The sequence below is a fragment of the Neorhizobium lilium genome (assembly GCF_004053875.1).
Lineage (GTDB): Bacteria > Pseudomonadota > Alphaproteobacteria > Rhizobiales > Rhizobiaceae > Neorhizobium > Neorhizobium lilii.
Window position 1 is genome coordinate 50,069 of sequence record NZ_SBIP01000006.1, and the last position, 22,427, is coordinate 72,495.

At 58.7% G+C, this 22,427-nt stretch carries 20 protein-coding genes; 5 read left to right on the forward strand and 15 right to left on the reverse strand.

Annotated features, from left to right (window positions below):
- Positions 1 to 20: 20 nt before the first annotated feature.
- Entirely contained in the window at positions 21 to 2,351 is a 2,331-nt protein-coding gene (locus EPK99_RS22540) for an alpha-L-rhamnosidase (RefSeq protein WP_128445356.1), read from the reverse strand.
- On the opposite strand from EPK99_RS22540, the gene EPK99_RS22545 reads away from it, so the two are divergent.
- Complete coding sequence (locus EPK99_RS22545; protein WP_425374234.1) at positions 2,332 to 3,534, forward strand: LacI family DNA-binding transcriptional regulator; 1,203 nt, start codon at positions 2,332 to 2,334, stop codon at positions 3,532 to 3,534. The genes EPK99_RS22540 and EPK99_RS22545 overlap by 20 nt on opposite strands.
- A gap of 177 nt (positions 3,535 to 3,711) precedes the next feature.
- Here EPK99_RS22545 and EPK99_RS22550 read toward each other — a convergent pair whose 3' ends face one another.
- Positions 3,712 to 4,560 carry a DUF3313 domain-containing protein gene (locus EPK99_RS22550; protein ID WP_164901852.1) on the reverse strand — a complete coding sequence of 283 codons (849 nt, stop codon included), beginning with the start codon at positions 4,558 to 4,560 and terminating at the stop codon, positions 3,712 to 3,714.
- Positions 4,561 to 4,734: 174 nt separating this feature from the next.
- Between EPK99_RS22550 and EPK99_RS22555 the strand changes: the two genes are divergently transcribed.
- Entirely contained in the window at positions 4,735 to 5,451 is a 717-nt protein-coding gene (locus EPK99_RS22555) for a TetR/AcrR family transcriptional regulator (protein ID WP_128445358.1), read from the forward strand.
- 305 nt (positions 5,452 to 5,756) lie between these two features.
- Complete coding sequence (locus EPK99_RS22560; RefSeq protein WP_128445359.1) at positions 5,757 to 6,494, forward strand: GGDEF domain-containing protein; 738 nt, start codon at positions 5,757 to 5,759, stop codon at positions 6,492 to 6,494.
- Positions 6,495 to 7,103: 609 nt separating this feature from the next.
- Here EPK99_RS22560 and EPK99_RS22565 read toward each other — a convergent pair.
- Positions 7,104 to 8,474, reverse strand: coding sequence for an MFS transporter (locus tag EPK99_RS22565; protein ID WP_128445360.1), 1,371 nt, complete (start codon positions 8,472 to 8,474; stop codon positions 7,104 to 7,106).
- Positions 8,471 to 8,608 (reverse strand): hypothetical protein, encoded by a 138-nt coding sequence (locus tag EPK99_RS25400; protein ID WP_164901853.1) that lies wholly within the window; start codon positions 8,606 to 8,608, stop codon positions 8,471 to 8,473. The genes EPK99_RS22565 and EPK99_RS25400 overlap by 4 nt, the downstream gene beginning before the upstream one ends.
- Before the next feature lie 50 nt (positions 8,609 to 8,658).
- On the opposite strand from EPK99_RS25400, the gene EPK99_RS22570 reads away from it, so the two are divergent.
- Positions 8,659 to 9,261, forward strand: coding sequence for a TetR/AcrR family transcriptional regulator (locus EPK99_RS22570; protein WP_128445361.1), 603 nt, complete (start codon positions 8,659 to 8,661; stop codon positions 9,259 to 9,261).
- A 53-nt stretch (positions 9,262 to 9,314) separates the two neighbouring features.
- Here the strand turns inward: EPK99_RS22570 and EPK99_RS22575 are convergent, their stop codons facing one another.
- The 10 genes from EPK99_RS22575 to EPK99_RS22620 form a co-directional block, all read right to left on the reverse strand.
- Positions 9,315 to 10,898, reverse strand: a complete 1,584-nt coding sequence (locus EPK99_RS22575) for a phytoene desaturase family protein (protein WP_128445362.1) — start codon at positions 10,896 to 10,898, stop codon at positions 9,315 to 9,317.
- Between the two features lie 91 nt (positions 10,899 to 10,989).
- Entirely contained in the window at positions 10,990 to 11,733 is a 744-nt protein-coding gene (locus EPK99_RS22580) for an SDR family NAD(P)-dependent oxidoreductase (protein WP_128445363.1), read from the reverse strand.
- Between the two features lie 349 nt (positions 11,734 to 12,082).
- The gene (locus EPK99_RS22585; RefSeq protein WP_128445364.1) at positions 12,083 to 13,345 is read right to left on the reverse strand and encodes a glycerate kinase type-2 family protein; all 1,263 of its coding nucleotides are present in this window, start codon (positions 13,343 to 13,345) and stop codon (positions 12,083 to 12,085) included.
- Between the two features lie 7 nt (positions 13,346 to 13,352).
- A complete protein-coding gene (locus tag EPK99_RS22590) occupies positions 13,353 to 14,435 on the reverse strand; it encodes a Bug family tripartite tricarboxylate transporter substrate binding protein (RefSeq protein ID WP_128445365.1) in 1,083 nt (360 codons plus the stop codon).
- A complete protein-coding gene (locus EPK99_RS22595) occupies positions 14,432 to 15,307 on the reverse strand; it encodes an amidohydrolase family protein (RefSeq protein WP_128445366.1) in 876 nt (291 codons plus the stop codon). Before EPK99_RS22595 ends, EPK99_RS22590 begins: the two co-directional genes overlap by 4 nt.
- A gap of 35 nt (positions 15,308 to 15,342) precedes the next feature.
- Complete coding sequence (locus EPK99_RS22600; protein ID WP_128445367.1) at positions 15,343 to 16,626, reverse strand: MBL fold metallo-hydrolase; 1,284 nt, start codon at positions 16,624 to 16,626, stop codon at positions 15,343 to 15,345.
- Between the two features lie 87 nt (positions 16,627 to 16,713).
- Positions 16,714 to 18,219: a tripartite tricarboxylate transporter permease gene (locus tag EPK99_RS22605; protein ID WP_164901873.1), complete on the reverse strand. Its 1,506-nt coding sequence runs from the start codon at positions 18,217 to 18,219 to the stop codon at positions 16,714 to 16,716.
- Between the two features lie 13 nt (positions 18,220 to 18,232).
- Positions 18,233 to 18,700: a tripartite tricarboxylate transporter TctB family protein gene (locus EPK99_RS22610; RefSeq protein WP_128445369.1), complete on the reverse strand. Its 468-nt coding sequence runs from the start codon at positions 18,698 to 18,700 to the stop codon at positions 18,233 to 18,235.
- Between the two features lie 49 nt (positions 18,701 to 18,749).
- Positions 18,750 to 19,826 (reverse strand): tartrate dehydrogenase, encoded by a 1,077-nt coding sequence (locus tag EPK99_RS22615; protein ID WP_128445370.1) that lies wholly within the window; start codon positions 19,824 to 19,826, stop codon positions 18,750 to 18,752.
- 122 nt (positions 19,827 to 19,948) lie between these two features.
- Positions 19,949 to 20,890, reverse strand: coding sequence for a tripartite tricarboxylate transporter substrate-binding protein (locus EPK99_RS22620; protein ID WP_425374237.1), 942 nt, complete (start codon positions 20,888 to 20,890; stop codon positions 19,949 to 19,951).
- A 257-nt stretch (positions 20,891 to 21,147) separates the two neighbouring features.
- Between EPK99_RS22620 and EPK99_RS22625 the strand changes: the two genes are divergently transcribed.
- The gene (locus tag EPK99_RS22625; RefSeq protein ID WP_425374238.1) at positions 21,148 to 21,798 is read left to right on the forward strand and encodes a GntR family transcriptional regulator; all 651 of its coding nucleotides are present in this window, start codon (positions 21,148 to 21,150) and stop codon (positions 21,796 to 21,798) included.
- A 289-nt stretch (positions 21,799 to 22,087) separates the two neighbouring features.
- Here the strand turns inward: EPK99_RS22625 and EPK99_RS22630 are convergent, their stop codons facing one another.
- The gene (locus EPK99_RS22630) at positions 22,088 to 22,387 is read right to left on the reverse strand and encodes a hypothetical protein (protein WP_128445373.1); all 300 of its coding nucleotides are present in this window, start codon (positions 22,385 to 22,387) and stop codon (positions 22,088 to 22,090) included.
- Positions 22,388 to 22,427: the final 40 nt, after the last annotated feature.

A 22,427-nucleotide genomic window follows, 5' to 3' on the forward strand; every position in this document is an offset into this window, starting at 1 on the left:
ATGAGACTATGGATGTGGCGTCAGCCTCCCGACGCCGGTGGAAGATTGAATGTCAGAACATGCGCGCCCGATGCCAACGGCACCTCGCCCGTCACCGCGGCGCCGTTCAGGACAGGATCGATGTGGCGATGCGTGGGCCGGAACAGGCCAGTGCATCCGTCAGGCAACGACAGGCGATAGGTCACGCGCCCATTGTCGACCACCCATGCCGCCTCGATCTGGCCATGGCCGGTATCGTGAAAGGCAGAGACCGGGCTCAGCGACGCGATAGGCGCGGGTGCGACGAGGACACGCGCAAATCCCGGCTGCTCCGGATCGGGCGCTATTCCCGCCACGCTTTCGAACAGCCACTGACAAACGGCGCCATAGGAGTAATGATTGTAACTGTTCATGTCGGGCTGGTAGATCGAACCGTCGGGCGCCATCGCGTCCCATCGTTCCCAGATCGTCGTCGCGCCTTGTTTGACCTGATACAGCCAGCCCGGCACATCTTCCTGCAGGAAGACTTTCTCCGCGACATCGTCCATTCCGAGCTTCGTCAGCGCCGGCAGAAGCGCCGGCGTCCCGATGAAGCCCGTGCCGATCTTGTAGTCGGCATCCACCACGATCTTGCGAAAATGGAACCTTGCGGTTTCCACATGCTGCGGCGGGATCAGGTCGTGCAGGAACGCCAGCGCGTAGGAGGTCTGGTCGTTATGGGCAAGACGGCCCGACGGTGCGATGAATTCGAAGGCGAAGGCCTTGCGAATCTCATCGGCCCGGCCTTCCATCCGCGCCTTCAGCCCGTCCTCTCCGACAACGCCGGCGATCCGGGCCAGAAGATCGGTAGAGATGAAGTGGTAGAGTGTGGCTGCGCAATCGTCTGAAATCGTCGGGCGCGGCTTGACGCTGTCGCCAGTCGGCTGCAGCCAGTCTCCGAACGTGAACCCGCGCTCGCCCCACTTTGCCGGGGGACGAACGATGGGGCCATCCGAGATCGACCACACGAAATCGACCCAGCGCACCATGGCCTCCAGGCACTCGCGCAGAGCGTCCTTGTCGGCATAATGCGTGTAGAGAACCCAAGGAATGATGACGATCGCATCGCCCCAGCCCGTCGATCCGGCAAAACCCGGAAAATGCTCAGGATGAAGGCGTGTCGGATCGGGCGAGACATGCGATATCGCGCCGTCGGCACGCTGATCTGCCATCACGTCCCTGAGATACTTGCGCAGGAACGTCCGGCAATCGGCCAGCCAGCAGGCCGTCGATGCAAAGACCTGGGCATCGCCCGTCCAGCCGAGACGCTCGTCGCGCTGCGGGCAGTCGGTCGGGATTTCGACGAAATTGCCGCGCTGCGACCAGATCGTGTTTTGCACAAGCCGGTTGACCTGCGGGTTGGCGCACTCGAAACCGCCCTTGATGTCCGGGACCGAAGAAATCGGTACCGACACGACCGAAAGAATCTTCGCCTCGCCGGTCGTGGTCAAACGCGCGTAGCGAAAACCATGGAAGGTGAAATGCGGCGCATAGGTTTCCTCTCCATCTCCGTTGAGCGTGTAGATGTTGTGCGAGACGGCCGAGCGGTAATTGCGATTGTCGAAGAAGCGGCCCGGCCCGAGAACCTCGGAATATTCAGTACGCACAACGGCGCCCGTCTCTCCACGAACCGTATAGCGGACATAGCCGGCAACATTCTGCCCGAAATCGAAGACGTTGCGGCCTTCGTCATCGATCCAACGATCGATCGGCTGGAGCGGCGCCATTTCCTTCACGGGCGTCGTTTCCTGCGCCAGCAACAATTCCTTGTCGAAGGCAAGCACTTCCGATCCCGAGGTTGGAACAAGTGCAGGTTCGCGCGCATCGTAGATCTCGCCGAAATAGATCCCGGACTTCTGAACAGGCAGCTTGCCGCTGCTCCAGTTTGCATCGGTCGCGATCAAAGTCCCAGAGAGCCCGACGATTTCGGCGATGGTGGCGATACGGTCGCCCCAGCAGTTGAAGATCGGGTTCTTCCCCCACATCAACTGGGACCGATACCAGCCATCGGCCAGCCAGATCTCGATCCGGTTTTTACCCGGATGCAGAATCGGCGCGACGTTATACGTCTGGTAGGCAAGGCGCTTGTCGTAATTGGTGAAGCCCGGCGTGAGCAGGTCATTGCCGACACGCTGCCCATTGATGAAGCAGCGGTATAGACCCAGCGCCGAGATGAAGAGATCGGCGTCGGCGGGAACGTCCTGCAGCACAAAATCCGTTGCGAGGAAGCTTGCGGCCTGCCCCTGCCCTTCGTCCGCAAGCGGCGCGATCATCTGCGCGCTCCAGTCGCGCGATGCCGGCGTCAACGCCCTGATGCTCGCCTGCAAATTCATGGCTATTCTCCCCAGATACAATGGGCAACGTTATTTGTGTAACGTTGCCCATATAACGTTTTACATTTTGCGTGGAATTGCAATAGGAAAATTTGAAATGATCTGGCATGGTGAGGATGACGATTTCATTCAATGGGATAAGGGCGCAAGCTTGACAGTTAGGAAGCCTCCGGAAGGCAAGCACGAGCGTGTGACGATCCGCACGGTGGCCGCCCATGCGGGCGTTTCCGTCACGGCCGTCTCCAAGGTCACCCGCAATGCCTATGGCGTGAGCGATGCCTTGCGTCGCAAGGTCGAGGAGTCCATTGCCTGCCTGGGATACCGTCCCTCAAGGGCGGCGCAGGGTTTGCGTGGCAAGACACATACGATCGGCGTGCTGCTGATCGATATTCGCAACCCCTTTCTTCCTGATGTTATCGGCGGCATCAACGCCATCATGGCACCTGCAGATTATCGTGCGATGATCGGCGTCGGCGAGTCCCGCTCACAACTTGAGACATCCCTGATCGAATCGATGATCGACTACAAGATGGACGGGCTCGTTATGGTCGCCCCCAGTCTTCCCGCTGACATTATCTCGGAATATGCGCGCCAGATCCCCATTGTCGCCATTGGCTATCATGATAGCAGTGTAAAGACATTCGACACGGTCAACTGCAACGACCAGAAGGGCGCGGCACTGGCTGTGGAGGCGTTTGAAGCGCATGGCTATCGCGACATCGGCATGCTGAGCCTGGCTGCGGGACATGCCCACAAGGTGTCGGTCATCAGGCAGCGCGAAATGGGCTTTAAAAAGGCGATCAGGCTTGCCGGGCTCGATGAGCGGGCGATTTTCAAGATCGCTCTTGAAGCGCCGGATCGTGAAAAGATCATGCGCGATTATATCAACGACCCGTCCAGACCACGCGCCGTGCTGTGCTGGAGCGATCTGGATGCGATCAAGCTCTACGACATTGCAACCGACATGGGCGTCAAAGTGCCGGACGAGCTTGCTATCATCGGCTACGATAATTCTCCGACGACGTCTCTGCGCCGCATCGATCTTGCAAGTATCGACCAGGGCGGCGCGCGTCTGGGCGAACTCGCCGCGCAAACATTGTTAACGCGCATTTCCGGCCGAAAGGAGACAGTCAAGTTGCTGAACGATCCCACTCTTGTTTCACGCTCAAGCCTGGGCGTATGAGCACTGCATAGCCGGTCAAGCCTCTCGGTATTAAGCAGCCCGAGCTAGTTGCGTCCGCGCTTACAAAATGGACGCGCCGTCGATAGGAATGATGCCCCCGGAGACAACGGTGCTCGATGGAGGTGTGATGAGTTCACTGAAGTCGTTCATATTCGCGCGGGATCATCAGGCAGCGAGCTACGGATGAGCGCCCCCTTTGTCCAGCCATTCGGGAGCGGCACCCAGCCCGCCGGCGACGAGGTTTGCAATGCGTGCTCGTCCGAATTCGTCACAGGCCGCGTATTTTGGGGTGCCGCCCAGGGAAGACTTCATCTTCTGCATTGTCGGGAGCGATAACCCCGCCTTGTAGGGGTTTTTTCCGGTGACGAGGAACTTGCTGAAGTCGTCGCCATAAACGCTCGCAAGATCGTAAGCATCCCCTGCGGCGGACACCCGCGGTTTGCCGGTCAGAATATCGGTCCCGCGTGCCCAAAGCATGGCCGCTTTCTGCTGGCCTTCTACGTTCAATGCTTCGGCTTCGATGGAGAGAGTTCCCATCCCGGCTGGGATGCGCGGCACTGGCACGGGTGCCCCCAGGCTCAGAAACATAGGTACGGCGGACACCACCTTTGATGCCGCGGCTATTTTGACATCTGTAACCGTTACATGTGTGATTTTGGTGTGGATCGTCAGGTCAGCGGACTGCCCCGGCGCGACGACCTGAAAACGGTCACTCAGGCCTATGCAAACCGATCGGTCGACGGCGTTGGCAACTATACTCCGTTGTTTTTCCGTCAGCGTGTCACCTGACGCAGCAGCAGAGAAGGACGTCGGGACGATAGTAACCGTTTTAGCCGCCATGACGTCGGCTGTCTCGATACGCTGCCTGGACTTGGCGATCGTGCCGTTCGCCTCCACCATGCCTTTGTAATCCGATAATGAACCGGCCGTTTCCAATTTCGCCGATGCGCAGCCCGAGAGGCCTATTGCAATGACAATGCATGGCAGGAGAGGGTTGCCATTTGGCAGAATGAACGTCGATGGCATAGGCATCCTTTGGTTGACCTCAATGCTGAGAACCTGACGGTCCGAAGATCTCGGAAGCTGGATAATGAACTGTCACCCTTGCCATCGCCGTTGTGGCTAAGTAAACTATACAGGATAGTTTTATTAAACGACGCACGGGTTGTCAACTGGTTCGCGCCGGAGGAAGATCGCGGAATGGATAAAAATGAAAAGCAGGCGATCTCAGGTCAGGGTGGACGCCCGACACGGGAGGTTTCAGAGCAGATTGGGCAGCGCATCCTTGATGCAGCAAGTCTCTTGTTGCTCCGGGATGGTTACGAGGCAACGAGCATGGATGCGGTGGCCTTGCAGGCCGGCGTATCGAAGCGAACGCTCTACACACGATTTCCCGCCAAATCGCAGCTCTTTGAAGCGGTTGTAAGCGATGTTCTCGACCACAAGCTTCGGCTGCTCGAAGAAGATCGGGAGGGGGAAGATCAGAAGGCACAAGGCGGCCTCAATGATCAGTTGCTCAGCTTCGCCGGCCGACTTCATCGGATAATTCTGGTTCCGGAAATTATTGGCTTGGAGCGGGTTATTATTTCGGAAGCGAAGCAGTTCCCTGAACTTGCGGACCGGGTGCTCCGTCGGCTCGGAGAGCTTGCTGTTCGACGGCTCTACGACCTTATCTTGCCGTTTTTGCCCAGTGACGGTCGTAGCGAGCAACTTATGTACAAGGACGCCGAAATTTTCCTGGTGATGGTCGTTCTGCCTCCCCTTAGAAACGCCCTCCTCGGACGATCGGAGGTCGGCTTGGCCGGCGTGGACAAGGACTTCATCGAGCGCGCGGTTGATCTTTTTGTTAAAGGAGTTCAATCGGACTGCCGCTTATCGGCTTCAACCCATTCGATGGTAATTGCTGAAAGAGCATGACCTCACCGGCATGGAATCTTAGCCGGTGCGACGCGGGGGAGACCCATGTACAGCCATGCAACTCCATCAGGCCCCGAGGAATGGCCGGAAACCAAGGTTGAATTGGCCTGATGCTTTTCGAACGCGATCGTTTCGACATCGTCAAGCAAGAACCCTCGTTTAAACGCCCAACAGTATCCAGTCGCTTAGATTATTGCGCTCGGTCCATCGGTGAGCAAGGTGTGTGAATCAATTTTTACCGATGTTTTTTAACGGTTTTAAGGTCCTCGGGCTTATGATGATGGTCATTGGTTACGGTGGCACTGATGCATACGATTGTTAAGAAGTCGATTTTGACCGGGCTGCTATCGGTGCTGGCCTCGCTGACGCTCTCCTTTACATTTGTTCCGTTGTTGGGCGGACATGTCGTCGGGGCCGGTCTCTTCATGACGGTTTTTTGCCCCCTAGCGATATCGATTCCGGCCTCAGCGCTTCATTTTACCCAGTCGGAGAAAATTCGACGAGCCGAAGCCGCGACGGCGGAGGCGTTGCGTCGGCTCGAGGTTGCGTACGGTGCCCTTCACCTTCAATCCAGGACGGATGGCTTGACGGGCGTTCTGACCCGAAGCGCATTTATGGAAGACCTGGAAATGACCAGCAGACGGGGGTTATCCGGTGGCCTGCTGTTTTTAGACCTTGATTATTTCAAGACGATCAACGACCGGTATGGTCATGCAACCGGCGACGACGCTCTTCGCTCCACCGGAAGTGTCCTTGCCCGCTACCAGAAACAATCAGATTTTGCAGGACGTCTTGGGGGTGAGGAGTTTGCTCTTTTTCAAGCTGATTTGACGTTCGATGAGATGCTCGCTCGGTGCCAAGAAATTCGCAACGAAATCGCCGAAATTGTTTTGTATTCGCCTTCCGGCTCACAAGTGCGCATTTCTGCGAGCGTAGGGGCATGTCACTGCCAACCGGGCTTTGATCCATCTGTTTCTCTAAAGGTGGCGGACGGCAATCTCTATCAGGCAAAAGCGCTCGGCAGAAATAGGGTCGTCGCATAATCAGACCAGGCGTCGACAACGTTGTCCCGGCTTGGCCCCGATTGGTTGAATCTGGCCCTGAATGCGCGCATCTAGGATCTGCTCCGACAGGCGTGGTATTTCACTGCCTGGGCTTAAAAGCGGATATGCCGCAGCGATACTCGATGTCTCAAAGGCACGACGCGAGTTGATGCCCATAGTGGTTACTCTCTTTTGCCACACCAGATCGCATTGGCGGCGCTCCGTTGAGGTTGACCATCTGCCAGACGCATGGTCGCAAAAAACTGATCGAGGCAGGAAGAAGAAGGGCTTGCCCAACGTTCACAAGACACTTTTGCGCATCGTTGCTCTTTAAAATATTGAGAACGGCACAGTCGAGGGCCGTGTCGATTGGTCATGGCCCTTCTCTTGGAAATTGGGTGGTAAAGACGCTGGTCGTTGGCCCGACTGACGAGGCTGATGAGACCCAAGGAGCCGTCATTGCAGCGCGAAGAGTTGTCTATATCGCACGACCTTGGCTTCGATTTCTCGGATAGGGGTGTGAACCAAGTAGCGGATTTGAGACCTTGGCGACCAAATCTAGTTCGGGCATCCATCTGGGCGTGAAGACGCCTGACGCGCCGGGCCGGGTTATGGAGCCGCGCCCGGCGCGGTCGGTGATGGCGCGAACCGCCAAACCAGCCAGGCAGCGGCCGCATAGGCCAGCGTGATCACAGCAAAGGCTGCGAGAAGACGGGCACTCCACAGCGGCAGGACATGCAGTATGGTTCCGACAGTCGCCACGCCCACGAGTGCGCCGATCTGCCTGTTCGCGTTGAGCGCGGCGGCGGCGCTGTTGGCGTAGCTTTTGCCCGAGAGCTGCATAACGGTCGTTGTCATCGCCGGTATCGCCACGCCGGCCGCGAAGTTCATGAGCCCGGCGACCAGCGCCAGCACGAGGTAGGGCGAGGACTCTCTGAAATTCAGCATGACCAGCCCCGCCAAGGCCGCAACGGTCAGTCCGCACACCATCGTCGCACGCGTGCCCCTTCGCGCAGACAGCCGGCCCGACAGCAGATTGCCCACCGTGATCGCCGCCATCATCGGCAGCAGCTGCAGGCCCGCCTCGAATGGATCGGAGGCGCGGGCCTGCTGGAGGTAGAGGCCCATGAGGAAAAACTGACCGAACGCGGCGAAATTGATCAGAAAGCCGGTCAGGTTGACGGCGACGAAGCCGCGGATTTCGAATAGCGCATGAGGCACCAAGGGATGCGCGCCCGTGCGCTCGCGCCAGACCAGAGCTGTCACGCTGGCGATGCCAATGAGCAAAGCCGAGACAACCTCAGCCGAGAACCAGCCGCGGGCCGGCCCCTCGATGAGGAAGAACGTCAATGCGCTCAGCATGAGCACGCCAAGCGCATGACTGGCCAGCGACAGCGCGCGCGGCTGCTTGGGTGGTGCGGCAAGCAACGCCTGCGCGAGCATGATGCCGGCAAGGCCGATCGGCACGTTGATCCAGAACACGCTTCGCCACCCGAACTCATGGATCAGGAAGCCGCCGATCAGCGGGCCGATCGCGGAGGAGGCGCCGACCAGCGCCGACCAGATTCCCAGCATCCTGATGCGAGTGGCGGCATCCTGATAGGCGAACGCCAACAGGCTCAGAGAACTGGGCATGAATAGTGCTGCGCCCGCCCCTTGCAGAAACCGGGCGGCGATCAGGCTGTCACCGTCCCAGGCGATGCCGCACAGGACCGAGGCGCCGATGAAGAGGGCGAGACCGGCCTGGTAGATGGTCTTGGGACCGAACCGGTCGGCCAGAGCACCACCCGCGAGCAGCAGCGCCGCGAAGGTCAATGTGTAGCCGTCAACGACCCACACCAGACCGGTCAGGGGAACCGACAGGCTGATGGAGATGCCTGACAATGCGACATTCACCGCGGTGAGATCGATCATCGCCATGACGAACCCGATCGCCAGCGTCATCAGCACCAGCAGATTGCCTCGGACCGGGGTGTTCATGGCGTCTTACGCGCTCCCACGACCTGGCGCGTCTTCGGCGCCTCGAGTTCGGGGATGTCGGAAGAGGCAATCCAGCCGGAGGCGTAGGTGGCGAGACGTTGCATGGCGAACCTTTCGATGTCATTGAGTGACATGACTATAATGCAGTGATGTCACTCTGTGTCAACGCCGACGGAGAAATCTTATGAGCCGCTGGAAGCCCAATGCCGAGGGTCGCTTTCGTGCCGCTGCGATGGAGCTGTTCATCGAGCGCAGCTACGAGCAGACGACCGTCGCGGACATCGCGGAGCGTGCGGGGCTCACCCCCCGGACATTCTTTCGTCACTTCGCTGACAAGCGTGAGGTGCTCTTCAACGGGTCGGCGCGTCTACAAGAGGCGATGCTTAGTGCGGTCCGGGCCGCGCCGGCACACGCAGTGGCCATCGAGGCGATCGTTGCGGCATTGGATGGGATGGTCGCTTTCTTCGGCGATGACCGCGCGCCAGCACGACTGAGACGCTCGATCGTCGCGTCCACCCCGGAGCTGCGTGAGCGCGAGCTGATAAAGCTCGCCACCCTGTCCGCCACGCTCGCCGAGGCAATGCGCGCTCGTGGGATCAATGAGCCGGATGCCAGCCTTGCGGCCGAGGGTGCCATCGCGGTGTTCCGCGTCGCCTTCGCGCAGTGGCTCGATGAATCAGAGCTGCGGAGCTTGGGCGAGATCGTCAGCGCGTCATTGAATCGACTGGGAACTATCGTTGCGGCCAACGGTCCCAAATGTTCCAGTCTGCGCTCTAGCCGGTCGTGAAGGCGAGTGCTCTCCGCGGTGCACACGAGCACCCGCCTCGATGAATTAAGGCTTCAGGATCCGGCCACCTTTGCAAAGTCGATCCCCATGTCTTGCATCATTTTGGCAGCCGTGGCGCGTCCAGCTCCCGTCAACCCGGAACCGGGATGCATGAACGGCCCGACCAGGTAGAAGCCTTCGATGCCAGGCACTGTGTATTGGGCTAGATCAGGTGTCGGCCGATGACCGTTCATCTGATAGAAGAACGGCGCGGCGCCGTGGATATCGCCGCGCACGAAGCTGGGCGACGACCGTTCGAGATCAAGCGGCGAGTAGTCGATGCTGGCGATGATGTTGTCACGGTCGAGGTTCAACAGCCATTTCTGAGAATCCTTTAGGGCCTTCTTGGGCCAGACGTTCCGCAGGTCATCCCAGTTGTCCTTGCCCTCGTGACGAATATCGTAGGGCGCGAACGTCATCATCGAGAAGATCGCACCGCCGGCAGGCGCGCGGCTCGGATCATGGTCGCTGTGCTGCGTCAGGCTGTAATGCGGGATAGGATCAGGGAGACGCGCGTATCGATATTCGTCAAAGGCCCTTTGAAGCGTTTCCAAGCTGGACGGAAGCAGTTCGATGATCAACCCCCGGCCCTCGTCACCACTGTCGCCGCGAATCTTGATGGGCTCCCGGAGCGCGAAGTGCGAGTACATCGCGGAATAGGTCGCCATCTGCACCCGTTCAGCCCGGTGCAGGACGCCTTCATTAATGTCGCCGAAGTAGCGGCGCAGATGGTGCGGGTGAATCGCCCCGATAACCCCGTCATTCGCCCCATAGCTTTCACCAGTATCCGTCTCGACGCCGGTCACACGATCGCCTGAACGGAGGAGGCGGGTGACGGTCTTGCCCGTGAGCACGACGCCGCCGTGATGCTCGACACATTTGACCAGCGCCTCCGTCAACTTGCCCGAACCGCCCTTGGGCAGGGCGAGGCCGGTGACGTGCGCGGCGCCCAACATCGCCAGGGCGCCGATGCCGGTGCCTTTTTCGTAAGGCGCCTGCAGATTCTCGGACATCAGTTTCACGAAATGCATCCGCACCTTCTCGTGCGCGAACCATTCGCTGACGATATCGAGGCCGCTCTTGAGCATCATCATCAGCAGTTCATTTCCGTCCCGGCTCTGGCTCAAACCTGCCACCACATCGGCCATCGGGGCCGCGGGCGTGAACATGCCTTCGCCAAGCATCGGGAACAGCTTGAATGCCATCTCCGAGAATCGGCGATAGGATTCCGCGTCAGCCTTGGAAAACTGGGCGATCGACTCGACCGACTTGTCGACGCTGCGGTACGACGTGAGCACCGAACCGTCGTCGAAGTACGAGGAGAAGACAGCCTCGGGGAAAATATATTCAAGACCGAACTGCGACAGCAGGCCAAGCTCGTCGTTCTTGATCATCGGGTTCGACAGGATCACCTGATGGATTGTCGAGTGTTCGTCATAGCGATATCCCGGCGCCAGTTCCATGGTGACGCAACCACCTCCGGGGTGGTCGTTGCGTTCCAGGACCAGCACACTTTTCCCGGCCTTCGCCAAATAGGCCGCGGCGATCAGGCCGTGATGACCAGCCCCGACTGCAATGACATCATAATTTTGCGACACGAAACGTTCTCCTGAATTTCGGGGCTATTAAGCCCTTGTTTTGGCTTGATTATGATTTCCTGCGCAGCCTTGCTTCACGCGGGAACGGTTGCTATCCCACCCGATACTGCCCGCCGTCGACGACGAGCGCCTGGCCGGTCATGAAGGCGGCGTCGTCCGTGGTCAGGAACAGAACCGGTCCGACGATGTCCTCGGGTTCGGCGAACCGCTGTATCGCCTGACCCTGCCAGACCGCGCGACGTTGCTCCTCGCCCTGGGCTTCGGTGGCGATGGTGTGGGTCAGTCCCGGAAGCACGGCATTGCAGGTAATGCCGTCATTCGCGACATCGTTGGCCAGGCCGCGCATGAAGCCGATGACGCCCATCTTCGAGGCGATGTAGTGGCTCATCCCCTTGACCGGCAGGCCGACCGAATTGGAGGAAATGGCGACGAACCGCCCCCATTTGCGGCGTCGCATCGCTGGTACGAACTGCTTGGCGGAGAAAAAATGAGCGTCGAGATTGACCGACATCGTCCTCTTCCAGGTTTCGAAGTCGAGATCGTCGATTGCGTGGTTTGGATAGTATGCCGCGTTGTTGACGACGATGTCGACGTCACCGAACGCTGCCTCGGCCGCCCGTGCGACCGCAACCCAGCCATCCGGATCGGAGACATCGGCTGCAACGCCGGTGGCCGCAGCGCCGATAGCGCTGACGGTATCGGACGGCAGTTGCAGATCGACAGCAACCACCTTTGCGCCGCGACGTGCAAATTCAAGCGCGATAGCTGCGCCGATACCACGACCGGAACCTGTTACCACGGCTACGCGACCCTGATGGGTCAAGACATTGCTCATTTTCACCTCCTACATTTAGTTGTAGAAAGGTGTTATCACTCTTGAAGGATAGGTGTAGCCTGCATTTTCCTGTGGAAGATATCGGATTGACCGATACATCTTTCAAGTGGATTTTTGGGGTGTCGCTTATTTAGTTCGAATCCATGTGTTTCCGCGTCTTGGAGATAATACCCATCACCACTTTTGTGTGCGTGCCGAGGTCTTCACGGACGTTTTTTCTGCTATCAGATTGATACCGGCAGCCGTGACGACAGAGCCGGCGACTCTTCAACCGCACCGAACAGCAAACAGCATCACCCAGAAGAGACCTCGGGCTGGGCGCGGGTGCGACGTTCAGTTGCGTGATCCGTTAGTCGATCAGAATAGCCCGAAAATCATTCACATTGGTTCCGGTTGGGCCGGGAGAAAAAAAGTCTCCAATGGCTTCGAATGCCGAAAAGCTATCGTTTCGGGCGAGCAATTGGCGCGCGTCCAAACCTGACGCGCGCAGGCGCCGAATTGTGGTGCCATCGATAAAAGCACCTGCATGCGGGCCCGATCCATCGATGCCATCGGTATCGGCTGACAATGCCGAAATATCGTAGCCATCGATGGCAAGCGCGAAAGCGAGTGCGAACTCACTGTTTCGGCCCCCTTTGCCATCTGCCCCTCGCAAAGTAACCGTCGTCTCGCCGCCCGACAGCAGGATTGCGGGTGTCCTAAAGGGACGGTCGCGGAGTGCGACTTCGCGGGCGACGGCGGCATGGACATTTGCGACATCCCGGCTCTCTCCCTCAATCGAATCCGACAGGATATAGGACGTGTAGCCATGCTCCCTTGCCACCCGTGCCGCAACCTCCAGCGAAACGCCAGCCGAGGCGATCACATTATGTTCATGCCGAGCAAAGACAGGGCTGGTCGGAAACGGCGCATCGGCAAGAGGCGAATTCAGGTACGCAATGACGGCGGGCGACAGATCGAGCTTGTAGTAATCGATCACGGCCAAAGCATCGTGGCGCGTGCTCGCGTCCGGTACGGTTGGCCCGGATGCCACGAAGGCAGGGTTGTCGCCGGGAATATCCGAGACGATCAGGCTGACAACGCGCGCATCCGTCGCAGCGGCCAGGCGTCCACCCTTGATGGTAGAGAAATGTTTCCTGACCACGTTCATGGCGGAGATCGGTGCGCCCGAGGCCAAAAGCTTCTCATTGAGGGCGATCTCGTCTTCCAGCCTGAAGCCATCGGGTGGCGCCGGCAGGAGCGCCGAGCCGCCGCCACAGATCAGCGCGATCACCAGATCGCTCGAACTCAATTGCGACACCTTCTCGAAAAGGCGTTTCGCAGCGTCGAGCCCTGCCCGGTCCGGCACCGGATGGGCCGCCTCGATCACCTCGATCGACCGGGTCACGCAACCGTACCCGTAACGGGTCACCACGATACCGTCGAGCGGTGCTGGCCAGATGCTTTCGAGCGCCGCCGCCATCTGGGCTGCGCCCTTGCCGGCTCCCACGACGACGGTGCGGCCATGCGCGGGTGGTACGGGGAGATGATGGCGAATCCCCGTCAACGGATCCGCCGCTTCGACAGCGGACCGGTATAGCATTTCGAGGAGATTGCGATGCGGTAGTTTCATACGTCTATTAATTTCCAAGGATGCTCGTCCATTTATCGATCTCGGTGCCGACGAGTTGCTGCATATAAACTCCGCCGCGCTGTCCAACCTCAGGCAGGCTTGCTCCGATGGCATTCAGCCTGTCGTGCACCCCTGCGTCCTCCAACGCTGCAGCTATCGCCTGTTCAAGACGCTCGACCACCGCGTCCGGCGCATCTTTCGGCACGAATAGCCCCGTCCAAGTTTCCGTCTTGAATTCAGGGAGACCACCTTCGGCGGCGGTCATTGCATTCGGCAGGATAGGAGACCGTTTATCTGCAGCAACGGCCAGAACGCGCAGATCGCCCGACTTTGCATGCGGAGCGACAGAGGCCAGAAGATCACAGCCTCCATCGATCCGCTCCGAAAGAATATCGGTGATCGTTTGCCCAAATCCCTTGTAGGCGACCAGATTGGGCGTGACGCCGATTTGCTTGAAGAACATCACGCAGGCGACATGGGATGCGGCACCCTGCCCGCCGTGACCCATCGCAGGACCGGTTTTATGCGCTTTCGAGTACGCGATAAACTCCTGCAGGGTTTTCGATGGATGGTTCTTCGACACGTAAAGAACATTGGGGCTTGAACTGACGAGGCCGAGATACCGAAAATCCGAACGCGGATCATATTGCAGCTTGGGGTTCATGGGAACTGCCGCGGCAAGGGTTCCAATGTGACCGAGACCGATGGTATAGCCATCCGGTTCCGCCGCCTTGACCCGTGTCGTGCCAATCGCGCCTCCTGCTCCCCCAATGTTTTCCACCAGAACATTGACGCCCAATTGACGTGAAAGCGCTTCCGCCAGGATCCGGCCCGTTGCATCCGCCGCACCGCCGGCGTTGAAAGGAACGATGATCGTGATTGGCTTTTCGGGGAATGTCTCTGCCTGGCCAGGACTGAACGACGCGCCCCAAATTCCCAGCACCGCCCCCAGTCTCAAAACATTGCGTCGAAACGGCCCTGTAAGCCTGTGTGGTTTTCCATGCATGTCGATGTCCTCCTCCAAGGTGTGTGCGACACTAAAAAATCTCTGCAAGTCCGTCATCGCACAACACTGCCAATCGGCAGTCACCGAGCGAACCCGAGCCCTCGATCCCGCTGGTTCTCAAAGCCATAAAGTCTGGCCGAATTCTCCCACATCAAGGCGTCCAGCAGGAAAGGATCGGGGATGGCTTCGACAAACCGTTCGACGAGCGCGGCGTAGGATATCTCTCGATAAGGTATTTCGACATCAGGGCCTTGATGGGCGCGATGCTCCGGTGGGTGCGGCCAATCACTTCCCCAAATGCAACGATCGGCAGCAACCGACAGAAGTGCGTCCAGCCATTCCCGGTCCGGCGATACGTTGAAAGGGGCATGCTCAAGCCTGTAGGGAGAGGACAGCTTGATCCAGACATGCTCGTGTCGAAGTAGAGCCAGCAGTGCCTGTCCTTCAACGCTGGCTGGCCGGAAGGCGCCGTACAGCCCGTAGTGATCGATAACCGTTCTGACCGGCGCCTGCCTGATCACCGCAGCGTTTTTCAACAAACCCTGCAGGGGCGCGATAACCTCCACATGCAGACCCGACTGCGCGGCAAGATCGCTGACAATCGAGAAATCATCACTTCCACCACCGACATTTTGGGCGGCCGGACTGTAAAGATTGACCCGTAGAGCGACGACCCCGCGCTTTTTATAGGCATCAAGCGTCATGACAGGCGTGTCGTGCGCCACCACAGCGACCCCGCGACCCTTGCCCTGGAGTTGATCGAGCGCCCCCAGAAGAACGGCATTGTCCGTCCCGTAAAAGCTTGGCTGGGTGATGACGAAGTGATCGATCCCAAAAGGTCTGCCATTCGCCATGAGATCTGCAAGCAGGGCGGGGCGGGCGATGAATGTCCGCCCCGGGATTTGCGGATGTTCATCGATACTGGCCACGACATGAACATGGGCGTCACAACGCATGGCGGTTCTCGCTTTTCAGCCGGCAAGGAGGTACATCAATCGAAATGAACCTCTCCACCAGGCTGTTTGCACAAATGGTCGATAAGTCCCGCTTTCTTGGGATTTTCCCAAATCGCATCGGCCGTGTCGAAAACGATGGGCTTCAGATAATCTGTTGGGTCGATCAACCAGCGAACAACAGGACGCTGCTCCCTGGGCATGTTCATCAGGTCAAGCTGCTTCAGATATCCGGCATACACCGACATGGATGACGCTTCCCGGGTTGCGGTACCGGTGGTCAGATGATTGGGAATGTAGATCTTCGGCTTCAGAGCCTCCTGATACTGGATCAGATCGCGGAGCCCATTATTGGTGAAGTTGCCGCTGGACGCCGTGCCCATGTGAAGATCGGTCGGCGGCAATGCCTTCAAAATGGCGACGATGCGTCTTCCATCCTCCGGTGTGCCGTCCCAGCCCTGTCCCTTGCCCTCTTTCAGCGCGCCGGCGCTGTTATGCCAGACGAAAGAGAAATGGCTTCCGCTCCGCAAGATGAAGCTGAAGAATAGGCTCTCGCCGCCACCTGGCTTGCCGGCTGTTTCGAGGTTCATCTGCCCGGTCGCGGGCGAAGGGGCTTTTTCATCCGGCGTCAGCGCAACGCCCTTTGGAAACAGTTCCGCATCGCGCGGGTCTAAAATGATTTTCACCGGTGTGGGCGGGAAGGACGTATCTGGCGGCACCGCGACGGAATGCAAATGGCGAAAAGCGATGACGCAGGCATTGGGCTCCAGCACGTCGAGCTGGAGAATTTCGGTGCCGGGCGTTGAGCCTGCGGACGTAACGGACACGCAATCGATTTTGGCTGACGAGTCGAGCTTCGCAACGGCGTCGTTCATGATCGCGGGATCGTTTTGCATCCGCTGAAGATCCTGCACCATAACGCCGCAGGTTTCCGCTGTCGCATATATACGGGCGCCCGTCTTGCCTGCGATATATGCGGCATTGTCGGCATGGTCTCCATGACCGTGCCCAAGGAGAATCGACTGGGGAGCAAGGTCCACCATGTCCTTGATGACGATAGGGGTCCTGCCTGATTCGACCTCGAGCCGAGTGACGTATGTATCAAGATAAATGATACGGCCTTCGATCGCCGCAGCGAATGTTGAATTGGAAATCCAGGAAAATAAAACCTTGTCTTTGGGCAGGTCCCCTGTCTTGGGATCGATGTGCTCTACCCCGAAAACCTTTTGGCGAGCAGTGATCGTCGCTTGTAAATCGGCATAGGCCGGCTCGACGAAACACAAGGAAGATACGAACAGGCCTGCTAAAAAAATGCGTTTCACGGTCTTACCCTCCAACATGTAAATCCTGAAGCCAGAATTGCACCTCCTCATCGACATTGCCGTGCATCCGTGACGAAGATATCGGCGTCAGTCATCCTCTACGAAAACCTGATCGCGTTTCGAGCGGATCGACGGCAGCAAGGCGACGACGACGCAGGCGACGCCGACGGCCAGCAGCGAGGCGGAAATGGGATTGGTGATGAACACGGTGGCGTCGCCCCGCGAGATGATCATCGCACGCCTCAGATGTTCTTCGAGCAGCGGTCCGAGGACAAAGCCGAGCAGTAAGGGCGCCGGTTCGCAACCAAACCTGATCAGGGCATAGCCGACGATACCGGATATGAGTATTGCGTAGACATCGAAGGGATTGTTGTTGATCGAATAGCATCCGATCGACGCGAAGATCACGATTGCGGGAAACAACGCGCGGTAGGGGATCGAAAGCATCTTCACCCAGAGCCCGATCAACGGCAGGTTCAAAATGACCAGCAGCAGATTGCCGATCCACATAGAGGCAATGATGCCCCAAAACAGCGCTGGCTGGCTGGTAATGACATCGGGACCGGGCGTGATCCCTTGCAGGATGAACGCGCCGACGATCAGGGCCATCACTGGATGAGCCGGAATTCCGAGGGTCAAAAGCGGAATGAAGGAGGTTTGCGCCGCCGCATTGTTGGCGCTTTCAGGACCCGCTACCCCTTCGATCGCCCCGTGGCCAAACTCTTCCGGGTGTTTCGAAAAGTTTTTTTCGGCCGAGTAGCTGGCAAAGGAGGCCAGCACATGTCCCCCGCCGGGCAACACCCCCAGGATTGAACCGATGAGCGTTCCCCGCAGCACCGGGGCGACGATCCGGCGGAAATCGTCTTTGTTAAGCCAGAGGTGGGTTACATGTTTGACGCCGACTTCACGTTCCTGGTCGCTTTGCATGTTGCGGAAGATCTCGGCAAGGCCAAAAACGCCGACGGCAACGGACACGAAATTGATGCCCTGTGAAAGCTCCAGTCGTCCGAACGTAAAGCGCTCCTGCCCGGTATAAATGTCCTGGCCGACCGTGCCGAGCAAGAGCCCGATCACGATCATGCCAAGCGCTTTCAAAACGGAACCATGCGCCAGCGAGATCGAGACGAGCAGACCGAGAACGATCAGTGCGAAATATTCCGGCGCACCGAACTTGAGCGCGACCGAGGCAAGCGGCGGAGCCGCAATAGCCAGAAGCAGCGTGGCGACGCAACCCGCGAAGAACGAACCGAGCGCTGCCGTTGCCAGCGCCTGCCCCGCTCGTCCCTTGCGCGCCATCTGGTAGCCATCGATGGCCGTTACGGCCGAAGAGCTTTCACCAGGCAGGTTGATGAGGATCGCCGTTGTCGAGCCACCATACTGCGCTCCGTAGTAAATGCCCGACAGCATGATGAGCGAGGTGACGGGCGCGAAGGAGAAGGTGACTGGCAGCAACATTGCAATGGTCGCCGTCGGTCCGATCCCGGGAAGCACTCCGACAAGCGTACCAAGCAAAACTCCGATAAAACACCAGAAAATGTTGATCGGCGTCAGCGCTGTTTCAAAACCCAGCGCCAGGTTGGCCATAAGATCCATCATCGCGCAATCCTCACAATCCGAACAGTGGGCCAAATGCCGGCAGGGACACTGCCAGCCCGACTTTGAACACGACGTAACAGAGCGTCGTCATGACCAGGCCCATAACGCAGGCAGATAGAGGCGAGTTTTTTGGAGAGGCAAGCGCTGTAAGGACTGTGCAGAGAAAAACCAGGGGCACGAGACCTATGGTTCGCGCCCCCGCCGCGAATAGCACGAGAGACAGGCAGATCAGAATGATCGCACGCCATGGAGGCGTGGCAGCGGATGCTTCGGGCGGCTTGCGAAAGCCGCCAACCACGACGAAAATACCGAAGACTGCGAGCAAGGCTGCAAGTACGACGGGGAAAAAACCCGGGCCCATCTGCAGGCCGGTGCCGAGCTCGTAGCGGGATCCTTCCGCCGCAAAAAAAATGGCAATAACAATGAAGATCCCGCCGGCGATGACATCGTGGCGGCTGCGTTTCTCGGTCGTGTCCATCAGGTCTCCTCCAAGCCCAGTCCGCCCTCACCCGCGAACCGTGCCGTTATTACAGAATGTTGGCGCCGGCAATCGCCTCGCAAACAGCCCGGGTCACGTCCACCGTCTTGGCGGTGCCGCCGACATCCGGCGTCAGAATACCGGCTTCGGTGACACGCTCCACCGCTTGCATCAGGCGGGCGGCAGCCTCGTGTTCACCCAGATGATCCAGCATCTGTGCGGCCGTCCAGAAGGTGGCCACCGGATTGGCAATGCCCTTGCCGGTGATATCGAACGCGGAGCCGTGGATCGGCTCGAACATTGACGGGTAGCGGCGTTCCGGATCGATATTGGCGGTGGGCGCAACCCCCAGGCTGCCGGCCAGCGCGCCCGCGAGATCGGACAGGATATCGGCGTGTAGATTTGTGGCGACAATGGTGTCGAGACTCTTCGGATTGAGCGTCATACGCACCGTCATCGCATCAACCAGCATTTTGTCCCAGGTCACATCCGGGAATTCCAGCGCCACTTCCGCGGCGATCTCGTCCCACATCACCATACCATGCCGCTGGGCGTTGGACTTGGTGACGACGGTCAGGAATTTCCGAGGGCGCGCCTGCGCCAGCTTGAAGGCATAGCGCATGATGCGGGTGACGCCGACCCGAGTGAAGATGGCGACTTCCGTGCCCACCTCCTCCGGAAGTCCCTTATGAGCGCGTCCGCCATGGCCGGAATACTCGCCTTCGGAGTTTTCCCGCACGATCACCCAGTCGAGATCGCCGGGGCCGCAGTTGCGCAACGGCGGGGTAATGCCCGGCAGGATCTTCGTCGGGCGCACATTCGCATATTGATCGAAGCCCTGGCAGATGGGCAGGCGCAGGCCCCATAGCGTAATATGGTCCGGAACATCCGGCGCTCCGACAGCCCCGAAAAAGATCGCATCGAACGGCTTCAATGTCTCGAGCCCGTCCGCCGGCATCATTACGCCATGTTTCTTATAGTAATCGGATCCCCAGTCGAACGTTGTGGTGTCGATGGTAAAGTCACCGCTGCGCTTGCAAAGAGCCTCAAGGACTTGCAACCCTGCGGCAATCACTTCGGGGCCGATACCGTCGGCGGGAATGGCGGCAATCTTATAAGAGCGCATGAGAAACTCGATGATTGGAGTGTCATTGCTGAACATCGCAGTTAAGCGTGTCAGGTGGATACTCGCCGGAGATTGCCGGCGAGTAGAAGATCGAACTTTTTACCTGCCCTGCTGTGACCGGATCACTTGATGTTTGAAGTCGCGATCAATGTGGTCAAGCGCTCGACCTCCGCCTTGAATTTCTGATCGAGAGCAAGCGGCGTCGCCTGATCTTCGGAAACCGGTGTGGTGCCGAGGCCCGCCATGCGCTCGATGACGGTCTTGTCTTTCAAGGCCACTTTCAAGGCGTCCGAGAGTTTGGCGCGCACATCGTCTGGTGTGCCCTTCGGTGCCCAGAGTGCATGCCAGGCGCTCAGCTCAAAGCCTTTGACGCCGCTCTCGTCCACAGTCGGGACATCCGGCAGAACGGCGATGCGCGCCTTGGTCGTCACCGCGTAGGGCTTTACTTCCTCGGCTTTGATTTGCGTGACCGTATTCGTGGTCTGGTCGCAGGCCAGATCGATGCGGCCGCCGATCAGGTCGGTCATGGCCGGCCCCATGCCCTTGTATGGGACCAGTGTCATCTTCGATTTCGTCGCATCCTGGATCAGCATGCCGCACAAATGCGAAACCGCGCCCGTGCCTGCCGTGCCGAAGGTCACAGCCGGACCGTTCTGCTTCAGGTAGACCAGAAGATCAGCGAAGGTCTTCGGTTCCAAATCCTTGCGTCCGACAACGGTCATGGGAACTTCCGTAATCAGCCCAATGCTCGAGAAGTCTTCGATCGGTTTGTAGGTGAGATTTGGATAGAGGGCAGCGAAGGTGGCGACCCCAATGTGGTAAAGGAGCAGATGGTAACCGTCTGGATCGGCCTGAGCGACCGTTGCAGCGCCCAGCGAGCCTCCTGCACCCCCCATGTTTTCGATCAGCACCTGCTGTCCGAGCGTCTTTGACATTGATTGCGCGATCAGGCGGGCAACCGTGTCACTTGGTCCCCCTGCTGCGGCGGGAACCATGATGGTGAGTGGCCTGTCGGGAAAGCTTGTTTGCGCTTGCACAGCAACGGCTGCAGTGGACAGCAGCATTGCCACCAACGCTATATGGATTGGCTTCATCGTCTCCTCCTCGAGAACAAAACCCAATGCCTCCACACTGAGCGACTTCCATGCTATCTTGCATGCAAGTAAGAATTTATAGATGCGTAGCTGTTTGTCAACGACAAATCGCGTAGATCGAAAGACGCAGAAGCATGAGGCATGCCATGATCCGATCCAATGAACTCCTTGGTCCTGTATCGGTCGATCAGGATACACAGATCAGCGAAGTTTCGGGGGCTGGCCGTGTGACATCGGCTTACCAGGCAATCCGCGAAGCAATCCGCTCCAACCTTTTTCCGCCTGGCTATCAGGCCGCGGAAGTGGAGATTGCGCGCCAGCTCGGGATGAGCCGCACGCCCGTGCATGAGGCGATGGCGCGCCTCCAGGAAGACGGACTCGTGCGCATCCTGCCGAAGAAGGGCATCATCATCCTGGCTCTGTCGGCAGCCGATATCGAGGACATCTACGAGGTGACGATTGCTCTTGAAGGTGCTGCCGCGGCACGTATCTCCAGTTTTCCTATCGAACAGCGAGAGCCAGTGATTGAAATATTGCGCCAGGCAACGCTGGCGATGAAGACTGCGCTGGCAGGTGGAGACCTTAAGGCATGGGCGCAGGCCGACGAGCAGTTTCATGAAACGTTGGTGGCCATGTGCGGTAACCGTCGATTGATGCGGATGGCCGGAACAATTGCCGATCAGCTCCATCGAGCGCGCATGTTCACCCTTAACCTCCGGCCGCTGCCATCGGCATCCTCTGACGAACATTTTGCAATCATCAGCAGCATAGAAAAAGGGGAAGCGGAGGCGGCGAGCCGTGCGGCGCGTCGGCATCGTCAGCACGCATGCGACCAGCTGCTGCCATTGATTGCAAGGCTCAATCTGAGAAATTTATAAGGTGACAGACCAAGCCATCGGCTGGAGACTTCCACGGTTCCGGATTTGAACGTTTGAGAAGGTCGCACTCGATCATATTCAGCTCGTAAGCCTCACGCATATCGACGGCAATCACACGGTTCCTGACATTTATAGAACCTCAGTGCCATCGAGAATGCACAGGCTGAGTGTTCGACTCTTTCGAAGGCCAGTGCGCTCCGGCGACCGCCAGAAGGACGCGACATCCTTGATCTGGCCCGATCCCGCCGAGCGCAACGATCAAGAACATCTGGCAGCGCTGCGTGAGATGCTATTTATCGGTTCCAGGAGACTGGCAGGTCTCCTCCAGAAGCTCCCGTGCCTGCACCACACGCTCCCCCTGAAGCCAACCACCGGGAGCCATTCCGGTCGCGTCGCGCACATGCCGCTGGATGGTTTGAACGCTCACACGCGCTTCGCTCGCGATCCGGTCGATCGACCACGGCTCGGCCAGACAGGCCCGCCGTCCGAAACGATCGATGCTGTATCGCAAACAATCCGCGGCGGAGCGCGCGATGTGATCGTTGGCTGCAATATTGGCGGCGCGACCGCGCGACTGGAGAAGAAACACTCGCCTCGATCGCCAAGCTCACACGCAGTGTCAATTTTCA

Excerpts from the sequence above, each read along its gene's own strand:
- EPK99_RS22545 (WP_425374234.1), top strand. The coding sequence starts at position 2,332 with ATGCTCGCCTGCAAATTCATGGCTATTCTCCCCAGATACAATGGGCAA.
- EPK99_RS22540 (WP_128445356.1), bottom strand. The coding sequence starts at position 2,351 with ATGAATTTGCAGGCGAGCATCAGGGCGTTGACGCCGGCATCGCGCGAC.
- EPK99_RS22550 (WP_164901852.1), bottom strand. The coding sequence starts at position 4,560 with ATGCCATCGACGTTCATTCTGCCAAATGGCAACCCTCTCCTGCCATGC.
- EPK99_RS22555 (WP_128445358.1), top strand. The coding sequence starts at position 4,735 with ATGGATAAAAATGAAAAGCAGGCGATCTCAGGTCAGGGTGGACGCCCG.
- EPK99_RS22560 (WP_128445359.1), top strand. The coding sequence starts at position 5,757 with ATGCATACGATTGTTAAGAAGTCGATTTTGACCGGGCTGCTATCGGTG.
- EPK99_RS22565 (WP_128445360.1), bottom strand. The coding sequence starts at position 8,474 with ATGAACACCCCGGTCCGAGGCAATCTGCTGGTGCTGATGACGCTGGCG.
- EPK99_RS25400 (WP_164901853.1), bottom strand. The coding sequence starts at position 8,608 with ATGTCACTCAATGACATCGAAAGGTTCGCCATGCAACGTCTCGCCACC.
- EPK99_RS22570 (WP_128445361.1), top strand. The coding sequence starts at position 8,659 with ATGAGCCGCTGGAAGCCCAATGCCGAGGGTCGCTTTCGTGCCGCTGCG.
- EPK99_RS22580 (WP_128445363.1), bottom strand. The coding sequence starts at position 11,733 with ATGAGCAATGTCTTGACCCATCAGGGTCGCGTAGCCGTGGTAACAGGT.
- EPK99_RS22585 (WP_128445364.1), bottom strand. The coding sequence starts at position 13,345 with ATGAAACTACCGCATCGCAATCTCCTCGAAATGCTATACCGGTCCGCT.
- EPK99_RS22595 (WP_128445366.1), bottom strand. The coding sequence starts at position 15,307 with ATGCGTTGTGACGCCCATGTTCATGTCGTGGCCAGTATCGATGAACAT.
- EPK99_RS22605 (WP_164901873.1), bottom strand. The coding sequence starts at position 18,219 with ATGGATCTTATGGCCAACCTGGCGCTGGGTTTTGAAACAGCGCTGACG.
- EPK99_RS22610 (WP_128445369.1), bottom strand. The coding sequence starts at position 18,700 with ATGGACACGACCGAGAAACGCAGCCGCCACGATGTCATCGCCGGCGGG.
- EPK99_RS22615 (WP_128445370.1), bottom strand. The coding sequence starts at position 19,826 with ATGCGCTCTTATAAGATTGCCGCCATTCCCGCCGACGGTATCGGCCCC.
- EPK99_RS22620 (WP_425374237.1), bottom strand. The coding sequence starts at position 20,890 with ATGCTGCTGTCCACTGCAGCCGTTGCTGTGCAAGCGCAAACAAGCTTT.